This window comes from uncultured Sphingomonas sp. (genome assembly GCF_964237155.1).
GTDB lineage: Bacteria > Pseudomonadota > Alphaproteobacteria > Sphingomonadales > Sphingomonadaceae > Sphingomonas.
In genome coordinates this window covers 1-9,212 of record NZ_CAXSHH010000086.1, presented here as the reverse complement: position 1 = coordinate 9,212, position 9,212 = coordinate 1, and the positions used below count along the sequence as shown (strand labels likewise).

The 9,212-nt window shown below is 67.1% G+C and carries 7 protein-coding genes and 1 pseudogene; 4 read left to right on the top strand and 4 right to left on the bottom strand.

Translation table 11 applies throughout. The annotated features are described in order from the left end of the window. Window positions 1-565 (bottom strand): MFS transporter (locus ACFE71_RS13585; RefSeq protein ID WP_375429311.1); only part of this gene is annotated, 565 nt, incomplete at its 3' end. A gap of 5 nt (window positions 566-570) precedes the next feature. Further along, entirely contained in the window at window positions 571-3,189 is a 2,619-nt protein-coding gene (locus ACFE71_RS13580) for a TonB-dependent receptor (RefSeq protein WP_375429310.1), read from the bottom strand. Between the two features lie 156 nt (window positions 3,190-3,345). On the opposite strand from ACFE71_RS13580, the gene ACFE71_RS13575 reads away from it, so the two are divergent. Beyond that, window positions 3,346-3,999 carry a TetR/AcrR family transcriptional regulator gene (locus ACFE71_RS13575; RefSeq protein ID WP_375429309.1) on the top strand — a complete coding sequence of 218 codons (654 nt, stop codon included), beginning with the start codon at window positions 3,346-3,348 and terminating at the stop codon, window positions 3,997-3,999. 59 nt (window positions 4,000-4,058) lie between these two features. Here ACFE71_RS13575 and ACFE71_RS13570 read toward each other — a convergent pair. Continuing rightward, window positions 4,059-4,664 (bottom strand): annotated as a pseudogene (locus ACFE71_RS13570) (substrate-binding domain-containing protein); the annotation flags it as partial. Between the two features lie 92 nt (window positions 4,665-4,756). Between ACFE71_RS13570 and ACFE71_RS13565 the strand changes: the two are divergent. The 3 genes from ACFE71_RS13565 to ACFE71_RS13555 are packed head-to-tail and all read left to right on the top strand — an operon-like array spanning window position 4,757 to window position 6,515. Beyond that, window positions 4,757-5,212: a GNAT family N-acetyltransferase gene (locus tag ACFE71_RS13565; protein WP_375429308.1), complete on the top strand. Its 456-nt coding sequence runs from the start codon at window positions 4,757-4,759 to the stop codon at window positions 5,210-5,212. Between the two features lie 35 nt (window positions 5,213-5,247). Continuing rightward, complete coding sequence (locus ACFE71_RS13560; protein ID WP_375429312.1) at window positions 5,248-5,700, top strand: MaoC family dehydratase; 453 nt, start codon at window positions 5,248-5,250, stop codon at window positions 5,698-5,700. Next, complete coding sequence (locus tag ACFE71_RS13555; RefSeq protein ID WP_375429307.1) at window positions 5,697-6,515, top strand: HpcH/HpaI aldolase/citrate lyase family protein; 819 nt, start codon at window positions 5,697-5,699, stop codon at window positions 6,513-6,515. Before ACFE71_RS13560 ends, ACFE71_RS13555 begins: the two co-directional genes overlap by 4 nt. Here the strand turns inward: ACFE71_RS13555 and ACFE71_RS13550 are convergent. Then, window positions 6,512-8,656: a TonB-dependent receptor gene (locus tag ACFE71_RS13550; RefSeq protein WP_375429306.1), complete on the bottom strand. Its 2,145-nt coding sequence runs from the start codon at window positions 8,654-8,656 to the stop codon at window positions 6,512-6,514. The genes ACFE71_RS13555 and ACFE71_RS13550 overlap by 4 nt on opposite strands. Window positions 8,657-9,212 lie beyond the last annotated feature (556 nt).

Below are 9,212 nucleotides of genomic sequence, written 5' to 3'. Positions count from 1 at the left end.
CGATCGCGGGCGTGACGAACAGCGGAAAGACCACGACGAACATCAGCACGGTCATTACGTTGCCGCCCGACCACCCGAAGAAGGTCCGCACCCCCTGCAAGGATGCGCGCTCGTCGTAATCGTAACTCAGTTCGGGCAGGAGCGCGCTCGACGGTGTCTCGTAGAAGGTCACGCACACCCGCACCGCGACGCTCATCAGCAGCAGGTACCAGAACACGCCGCCGTCGCTGAGCCCCGCGGGCGGCATCCACAGCAACGCGAAGCCGACCGCGAGCGGGATCGCGCTGGCGTACATGAACGGATGCCGTCGCCCCCAGCGCGACCGGAGATTGTCGGACCAGTAACCCGCGATCGGATCGGTGAACGCGTCGAGGATCAGCGACGCGGTGATCGCCAGGCTGACGAGCCGTGCGTCCAGGCCGATCACCTGCGAATAGAAGATCAGCAGGAAATAGTTGAAGCCGGTTTCGGTGACCCCGTTGGCGACCGCACCAAATCCGAACGCGCCGGTGGTCCACCGCGACGGTGCGGTGGAGGCGGTCGGGCCGGGTGCGGATGCGACCATGGCGGTCAGAACTTGAACCGGACGGAGCCGCCATAGGTGCGCGGCTGATTGTAGAAGCCGTACACGCTGCCCGGCTGTGCCACGCCGTCGAAGATCGCGGTCAGGTAACGATCGTTCAGCAGGTTGCGCGCATAGGCCGAGAATTCGAGGCCGTTCGTCAGCTGAAGCGTCGCTGACAGGTTCAGCTCGTCGACCTCGCGCGTGTAGGCGCGGCCGATCGCCCGCGCCGCCGACGCGTCGCGCACGCCATTCACCGTGGTCACGAAACCGGGCAGCCCCTGGCTGACCTGCGCCTGGCTGGCATATTGATAATCGGTCCGGACGATCAGCTTCTGCCCCGCGCCGAATTCCTGCGTGTACGCGCCGCCGATCGACATCGTGATCGGCGAGACGGTCTCGACGTCCTGCCCGCTGAGATCGCCGAGCGGCGAGCCAGTGTAGCTGTTGTACTCGGTGTCAAGATAAGTGACGGCCACGAATAGCGTGAGCGGATCGACCGGCGTCACACTGCCCTCGAACTCGAAGCCGCGCGTGGACTGCCGCCCGGCGTTGGTCAGCGCGAAGCCGGTGCCGGTGAAGGTGTTCTCCTGGAAACCCTTGATCGACTGATCGAACACGGCGACGTTGAACTTCACCCGACCGAAATCCGCCTTCAGACCGGCTTCCAACACCTCGGATTGCTCAGGCCCGGCAAAGCGCGTGCCGTTGGTGAGGTTGGGCAGCGCCAAGCCGGCGGTCCGGATCGGCGATGCGGCGGGCGCGGGCCTGCCCGCGGCGGAGCCGGAAATGAAGTCGGCGGCGGACGGACGGCTATCGCGGGACAGGTTGTACGAGCTCGCCTTGAAGCCCGTGGCGTAGGTCGCGTACAGGTTGATCGTATCGCTCGCCTCGTACGCCGCGCGCACCGTGTAGGACCAGTCGTCGTCGTTCGTGCGACCGCTCTCCACGGCGTTGGGAAAGTTCAGGAACGGCGGCAGGAATTGGAGTCCCTGCAGCCCCAGGAAAGGATTGCCCGCCGGAACGGTCGCCGACCGAGGGGTGTTGGCGAACTGAGGCGGACCGCCAAGGCCGACATAGAGCTGAACCAGATCGACGGCGGAGAACGCGTCGTTCGACACCACGTTGGACCGGACGCGCTTCTTGTCCTCGGTGTAGTTGAACCCGCCCGTCAGCGTCAGCCGGTCGAACGGTTTGAAATCGACGGTACCGAAAATCGAATACGACTCGTCCTTATAGCCGAACTCGTCGGTGATCGCGCGGCCAGGCTGCTGGAAGGTGCGCGGGGGTCGGCCGAGCAGCGTCTCGACGGTGCCGATCCCGCCGCCGGTCGTACCGCCGGCTGCGGTGGGGGCACCGCCCGCCAGCAGGTTAAGGTAATCGCGCGTGTCGACGCCGAAGTCGAGCGCGTTGATCTGTTGGATGTCCTCGTTGAAGTAGAAGCCACCAAGCAGGAAGTTGATCGGGCCGTCGAAGTTCGACGCGACGCGCAGTTCCTGCGTGAAGGTATCGATCTTGGTATCGATCATGTTGGTGGTCACGTCCGCAGCCGTGAAGTCGCCGTCATCGACGACGTCGCTGCGCAGCTCGCGGTAGGCGGTGATCGACGTCAGTGTCAGGTCGCCGATCGAATAGTCGATCTGGCCCGATGCGCCGTAATTCTCGATCCGGTTCCGCGGTAGGCGCGACAGCCGGATGCGATCGGGATCGGGACTGTTCCGGTTCACCGCCGTCTGCCCGGCGACGAAGTCCAGCGCGGGGATGGTCGGCCCCGCCAGCACGTTGCGCGCGGCGCAGCACAGCTCGTCGAGCTTGCTGTAGTCGCCGATGATGCGGACTTCCAGGTCGTTGCCCGGCGAGAAGAGCAGCTGGCCGCGAATGTCATACCGGTCGCGGTCGTTGATCTTGCGATCGAGGTTCTCGACCCGGACGAAGCCGTCGCGCTTGTTGTAGTTGCCCGACAGGCTGAAGGCGAGAAGGTCGGCGACGATCGGCCCGGTCACGTCGGCCTTCACCACGTACTGGTCGAAATTGCCGTAGGTGCCCGCGATCGAGCCGCCGAACTTGAACTGCGGCCGCTGGGTCACGACGCTGATGACGCCCGCCGAGGCGTTCTTCCCGAACAGCGTCGATTGTGGCCCGCGCAGGACCTCCACGCGCTCGATATTGGGAAGGTCGGTGATCTGGGCGGCCGAGCGCGAGCGGTAAACGCCGTCGATGAAGACGCCGACCGAGGGCTCGATCCCCGGATTGTTCGCGCCATTGCCGAAGCCGCGAATGAAGAAGTTGGTCTGGCCGGAAGAGCTGGTCTGCGAGACGCGCAGCGACGGTACCACCGTTTGAAGATCGATCAGGTCGCGAATCTGCGCCTGCTCGATCGTCGCGGCGCTGGTCACGGAAACGGCGATCGGCGTGTCCTGCAGCGTCTGCTCGCGCTTGTTGGCGGTCACGATGATATCGCCGGACTGCCCGCTCGCCAGGTCGCGCGCCGCGGGCTGCTCGGGGTCCACCGTCGGGGCGGTCGTGTCCTGCCCGGCGGACGGTGCCGGCGTGGTCGTCTGCGCCCAGGCGGGGCCGGCGACCGCCAGCGCGAGAAGGGAAATACCGTAATTCAGGCCGTTTCGCATCGTCGTCTCCCGTCAGCGATCGTCCGATGTCGTCCCGGAGCGTCGTGTTCCCGATTTCTATCCCACACTAGATATTTTTACACAATGTCGAAAAGTTCGACGCCCACGCCGACGCCGTGCGCTTGCGGTCGTGAAGCGGCTCCGTACAAAGGGCGCATGATCGAGGTCGGAGGTACGAATGGATCGCGGGTCGCGCACTCTACGGAGGACATCCCGCGTCCCCTGTCGCGGAGCGCCAAGTCGGCGAAGAAGCGCGACGCGATCATCGTCGCGGCGACCGCGATCCTGAACGCGCGCACCTATGCCTTGGCGACCATGACGGAAATAGCCGCCGCGCTCGACCTGCGTGATGCTACGCTCTACTATTATTTCCCGAGCAAGCAGGCGCTGTTCTACGCCTGCCATTGCCGGTCGATGACGCGGTTCGAGCGGTTCCTGACCGATGCCGACCGGGCGGAGGCGAGCGGCGCGGCCAAGCTGGAGCATCTACTGTCGCGGCTGGTCCACGACTCCGCGCGCCACGGTCCTTTGCTCTTTTTCGGCGAATATTTTCATCTGGAGGCGCACGAGCGCGACGAGATCGCCGACTGGGCCGATCGGCTGACGATCGTGCTGGAGCGGTTCGTGGAGACGGGGATCGCGGACGGGTCGATCAGGCCGTGCGAGATCAGGCTGGTGGTGCAATTGCTGCTGGGGATGCTGATCTGGCTCGCCAAATGGGTACCCGGCGTCGAGGGGCTGACCGCGGATCGATTGCTGGCGGCGATCGGCGTGTTCGGCCTGCACGGACTGGACAATCGCGACCCGTAACCGGGCGCGCCGGGGCTCAGGCCGCGACCAGGAACGCGGTGACGGTCAGCCGCCCCGCCGCCCCCCTGGTCCTGGATGATCAGCTCGATGGCGCGGGCGGAGACCTCGGCGATCGGCTGGACCACCGCCGTCAGCGGCGGATGGGTGAAGCGGACGATCGGCGTGTCGTCGAAGCTGACCAGCGACAGGTCGCGCGGCACCTCCAGCCCGCGCGCGGGCCGCCTCCAGCGTCGCCAGCGTCATCCGGTCGTTGCTGGCGACGATCGCGCTGGGGGCGTGCCGGACTCGTAGCTGAAGTCGCCTTGGGCGAGCAGGTCGTCGATCGAAAAGCCCGCCGCCTCCATCGCCGCGCGCCAGCCGCTCACCCGCCAGCCGCTGAGCTCGTAGTCAAGCGGCCCGGCGATGAAGCCGATCCGCCGGTGGCCGAGCCCGAGAAGGTGTTTGGTCGCCAGCCGCGCCGCGCGCTCGTCGTCCATCGTCAGCGCGAAGCCCGCCCCGTCCCCGAGCGAACCGATCCGCGCGAAGCTGATACCCTGCTCGTGGAGCAGCCGGACGATCAGCGGGTTCTCCGAATGCGGGGGCGTCAGGATCACGCCGTCCGGGCGGAGCGCTACGATCGCGCCCATCAGCTCGCGTTCGATATGGTCGCTATGCGTGTCGACCAGCTAACCGGGGCGCTCTGTCGGCGTCCGTCGGATTGCGAATCGCGACGAACCGAGTTGGCCATGATCCATGTTGCTGGTGTAGGCGCGGGGTCATGACCTACTTCCGCTCCGCTCGGCATTCCGACCTCGAAGCGATCGTGGCGTTGCTCGCCGACGACGCGATGAGCGCGGGTCGCGAAACGCCCGAGCCACCGCTCGCCCCGGCTTACCGCACTGCCTTCGACGAGATCGTCTCCGACCCGCGCCAGTTGCCGCTCGTCGTCGAAGAGGAGGGTCGACTGGTCGGCTATCTCCAGCTCTCGCTCATTCCCGGCCTGTCGTTCCGGGGCATGAAGCGCGGGCTGATCGAATCGGTCCGGATCGCCTCCGACCGGCGCGGCAAGGGGCTGGGCGCGGCGTTCATCGCGCACGCGGTCGAACGGGCCCGCGTCAATGGCTGTCGGCTGGTCCAGCTCACCTCGACGAACGAGCGAGCGGGCGCGCATCGCTTCTACGAACGCCTCGGGTTCGAGGCGACGCATACGGGCTACAAGCTGGCGTTGGATTGAGCTAGCCGCTCCCTCATGACGGGCGGGAGTGGATGATGGCCGGACGATATTTCGAGGACTGGACGGTCGGCGATCGGATCGCACACGAGATCCGGCGCACGGTGACGGAAACCGACAACCTGCTATTCACGGTGATGACGCACAACCCGCAGCCGCTACACCTCGATGTCGAGGCCGCCGGGGCCAGCGAGTTCGGCCGCATCCTCGTCAACGGCACCTTCACCTTCTCGCTGATGGTCGGGCTGTCGGTGGGCGACACGACGCTGGGCGTGCTCGTCGCCAATCTCGGCTATGACAAGCTGGTGATGCCGAGCCCGGTGTTCATCGGCGACACCATGCGTGCCTCGACGGAAGTGGCGGAAGTGCGCGAAAGCCGGTCGCGCCCGACCGCGGGGCTCGTCACCTTCCGCCACGAGCTTCACAACCAGCGGGACGAGCCGGTGTGCCAGTGCCTGCGTACGGCATTGGTCCAGCGGCGGCCCGCATGAGGCTGCGTTCGCTGCTGTTCGTGCCCGGCGACCGGCCGGACCGCTTCGCGAAGGCCACGGGAGTAGGGGCGGACGCGGTGATCCTCGATCTGGAGGATTCGGTCGTGCCTGGGCGCAAGGGTGCGGCGCGCGATGCGGTCGCGGCGTTCCTGGCCGAGCCGGCGGGCGACGTGCGGCGGTTCGTCAGGATCAACCCGGTCGATTCGGGAACGCTCGAGGACGATCTGGCCGTCGCGCGGGCGGCGGATGGACTGGTGCTGCCCAAGGCGGAGGGGCTGGCCACGCTAGCGGCGCTCGGCGCGGAGGTGCCGCCCGTGCTGCCGATCGCGACGGAGACGCCCGCCGCGATCTTCGCGCTCGCCGAGTACGCCCGCAGTCCGGTCGCGCTCGCCGGGCTGACCTGGGGCGCTGAGGACTTGCCGGCCGCGATCGGGGCGCAGGCCTCGCGCGAGGCGGACGGTCGCTACACGCTGCCTTACGAGACCGTCCGCTCGCTCGCTTTGTTCGCGGCGCATGCGGCGGGGGTGCCCGCGATCGAGACGGTGTTCCCGGCGATCGCCGACCAGGCCGGGCTCGCCGCTTATGCCGCGCGTGGATGGCGCGACGGGTTCACGGGCATGATGGCGATCCACCCCGCGCAGGTTCCCGTCATCAATGCCGCCTTCACTCCCGACGCCGCCGCGATCGCCCGTGCGCGCCGGATCGTCGAGGCGTTCGCCGCCGATCCGGAGGCGGGCGCGCTCCAGCTCGACGGTCGCATGGTCGACCTGCCGCACTTGAAGCAGGCGCGACGCGTCCTGGCGCTCGCGGGCTAGAGCCCGACCCGAAGCGTCGCGCGGAAATCGCGCCCGGCGAGCGGGGCGAAGTCCTTCAGGAAGCTCGCATGCCGCCTGGCCACCACGTCGAACACGTTGTTCGCGCTGAGCAGGAGCGTGGTCTTGTTCTCGCGCCCGAACGGCCGCAGGCTCACGCTGGCATTGACCAACGTGTAATCGGCGGTCGGGGTCTCGAACGCGGCGATGCGGTTCTGTTCGAACACATGCTCGACCTCGCCCCGCGCGGTGAAAGCGTCGCCCTGGGCTTCGATGCCGCCGAGCAGGCGGAGCGGGGGAATGCGCGGGATCGGCCCGCCCTTCTTGATCGTGGCGCGGGTGTAATCGGCGACTCCGTCGAGATTGATCGTCGTCGTCCCGAGGCGGGCGAGCCGCAGCGATATGTCGGCCTCGAAGCCGTAGAGACGCGCATCGGCCTGCCGGTACTGAAAGCAGGGCAGGTCGACCGTCCGGCCCGATGGCGCGGCCGCGGCCTCGCACACGCCCTGATCGACCTGGTTTTCCGAGATGAAGTCGCTGAACCGGTTGTAATAGGCCGACGCGTCGAAGCTGAATCCCTCTCCATGCGCGTGGACGGTTCCCTCCAGCCCCCACGACTTTTCCAACCGGAAGTTCGGGTCGCCCAGTTCATACGCCTGCGTCCCGGCATGTCCGCCATTCGCGAACAGCTCCTCGGCCGACGGGGCGCGTTCGGTGTGCGATCCGTTCAGGCCGATCCGGAGGCCGTCGGTCACTCCGACCGACGCGCCCAGCGAGCCGGAAACGGCGTCGAAATCACGCTTGCCGCCGAAGAACCGAAGATCGTCGGCGATGGTCTTGGCGGACTGGTTCGTACGCTCGTAGCGAACCCCACCCTCGGCCTTGAACGCGCCGAAGTCGAACTGCTGAAGCGTGAACAGCCCGACCTGTTCCGTCCCATTGCGGGGCAGGAAGGCCTCGTCGCCGATCACATCGAACTGGCGGTTGAAGTACTGGACCCCCGACGCCCCCTGCCACCCGCCGCGGATCGCCTGGACGAGCTCGGCACGGGCTTCCAGTCCATTGCTGAGAAAAGTGGTCGCGATGTCGCCATTCGGCTCCCGCTCGAAATGGCGATATTCGGCCTGGCCCGCGCGGACGCGGATGCGGTCGAGGAACCCGCCGCCGGTCTCAACCTCGGCGCGCAGGTCGACGCGGTCCTGGACGATGTCTAGCCGAGGCGCTTCCTGTCCTTGGCCGACCAGCGTCGCATACCGGGTGGGGACGCCGTAGAAGCTGTCATAGTGGCTGTACGCCACCCCGAGCGATCCGCGATCGGTAATCAGCGACGCTCCCGCCCCCGCCGTCCACGTCTTCGACGCCGAGTTCGGGATCTTGCCCCGAAGGGCGGCGTTGGCCGCAAAGTCGATCGGGTCTTCCCCGGGAGCCACGTCCTGCGGCAGGCCGACCTGGCTCAACGCCTGCGCGCGCGCCCCGCGCGACAGGATGAAGCCGCCGGTGCGCAGGTCGTCGGACTTCAGATACGAGCCGTTGGCGTTGAGCACGAACGGGCCGACCGCGACGTCGGCGGACCCGCCGCCCGAGCGCTCGTCGGCCGCCGAGCCGTAGGTCCCGATCGCGTTCACGCGGTATCCGGCCCCGGGCCGCGATCGCGGGATGCGGGTATCGATGACGTTGACCACGCCCCCGATCGCAGACGACCCGAACAGCAACGCGGACGGTCCGCGCAAGACCTCGATGCGGTCGGCGAGCAGCGGGTCGATGACGACCGCGTGGTCGACCGAGGTGTTCGACACGTCGAACGCGCCGATGCCGTCGGTGAGCACGCGGACGCGCTCGCCCTGCAGCCCGCGCAGCACGGGACGAGAGGCGTTGGGCCCGAACGAGGTCGCCGAGACGCCCGGCTGACGCGCGAGCGTCTCGCCGATCGTCGGGCGGAGCTCGCGGGTGAGCTCCTCGCCGGTGACGATCGATGTGCCTTGCAGGATGTCGGTCTCGCTCTGGCGGAAAGGCGCGGTGACCAGGACATCGCCTTGCGTCCCGGACGCCGTCGTGTCCGTCTGGCCGAGACCGGTAGTTTGCGCGACACCGGGCGACGCGACGGCGACGGCGAGCAGAGCCGCGCCGCTGAACTTATGCAACATTGGATAACTCCCGCTTTCGACGGCGGGCCTTAGCAATGTGTGATGTTGTAACAAGCCCAAAAACGACGGAACGGGTCGATCAGCGATGTTCGGGCTTGCCCTAGCCGGGGCGCCCCCGCGGCAAAGCCCTGTCTTCGAACGAGGCCGGGTCTCATCGGCCGCGCGTGGCGGCGGTGCGGGCGGCTTCGCTGATCGAGCCGCCTGCGCGTTGGTCAACTTCGCTTGCGCTTCCGTCACCAACGTGCGGAAAACATGCCCGCATGTTTTCCGCACGTTGGTGACCCCTACGAGAAGCGTCCCGTTCGGGCCCAGGCACGGATTTCTTCGGGTCAGAGCCGGACGCCCGCCCATCGTTTGTATTCATCCATTGTACCCAGGACGAGTAGTTTGGTTTAGAGTCGACCGAAGCTATATAATCAAGCTGGTGTTGTGACCGATGGTAGGAGAGTTGGCCAAATAGCGTCGAGCTCTTGCGCTAGGCTACGTCGGCTTCGAGACGCTGTGATCTTCCCTTGGTGTGGCGGACACCGTTGGTTAGCCCGCCATGCGTTTCTCG

Coding starts and splice junctions, on each gene's coding strand:
- ACFE71_RS13580 (WP_375429310.1), bottom strand. CDS start 3,189: ATGCGAAACGGCCTGAATTACGGTATTTCCCTTCTCGCGCTGGCGGTC.
- ACFE71_RS13575 (WP_375429309.1), top strand. CDS start 3,346: ATGATCGAGGTCGGAGGTACGAATGGATCGCGGGTCGCGCACTCTACG.
- ACFE71_RS13565 (WP_375429308.1), top strand. CDS start 4,757: ATGACCTACTTCCGCTCCGCTCGGCATTCCGACCTCGAAGCGATCGTG.
- ACFE71_RS13560 (WP_375429312.1), top strand. CDS start 5,248: ATGGCCGGACGATATTTCGAGGACTGGACGGTCGGCGATCGGATCGCA.
- ACFE71_RS13555 (WP_375429307.1), top strand. CDS start 5,697: ATGAGGCTGCGTTCGCTGCTGTTCGTGCCCGGCGACCGGCCGGACCGC.
- ACFE71_RS13550 (WP_375429306.1), bottom strand. CDS start 8,656: ATGTTGCATAAGTTCAGCGGCGCGGCTCTGCTCGCCGTCGCCGTCGCG.